The organism is Cognatundibacterium luofuense, from assembly GCF_018139685.1.
GTDB lineage: Bacteria > Pseudomonadota > Gammaproteobacteria > Burkholderiales > Burkholderiaceae_D > Undibacterium > Undibacterium luofuense.
Genome location: NZ_JAGSPN010000277.1, coordinates 1 through 367 on the forward strand (window position 1 = coordinate 1; position 367 = coordinate 367).

The 367-nt window shown below is 53.4% G+C and carries 2 protein-coding genes; both read right to left on the bottom strand.

Features of this window, described 5'->3' with window-relative positions; genetic code table 11:
* Positions 1-135 (bottom strand): biopolymer transporter ExbD (locus KDM89_RS20390; RefSeq protein ID WP_212689691.1); only part of this gene is annotated, 135 nt, incomplete at its 3' end.
* A 13-nt stretch (positions 136-148) separates the two neighbouring features.
* The coding region (locus KDM89_RS20395) for an ExbD/TolR family protein (RefSeq protein WP_212689690.1) at positions 149-367 on the bottom strand (219 nt) is incomplete at its 5' end.

Consider the following 367-nt stretch of genomic DNA (forward strand, 5'->3'; position numbering starts at 1 on the left):
GTGATTCTGAATCGGGATGGTGATGATGAGCATGATGATCAATACCAGCATCACGTCAATCAGCGGGGTCATGTTCATTTCGATCATGACTTCCGGATCAGCCGATGAGCTGCCTGAACCTACTTGCATTCCCATGTCAGATCCTTTCTTAGTTACGTGGTGGGGGTTCGATCACGAAGCCCACTTTGGCGATCCCGGCTCGCTGGGCGGTCAGGATGGTTTTACCGACAAATTCGTAGCGGACGTTCTGGTCGCCACGGATGTGTACTTCCGGTTGCGGTACTTTGACGGCTTCGACTTTGAGACGGTCGAACAGGTCTTCTGTGCCGCCTGGCAGGGGTTTCATCATGCCGTTCCAGTACACGTC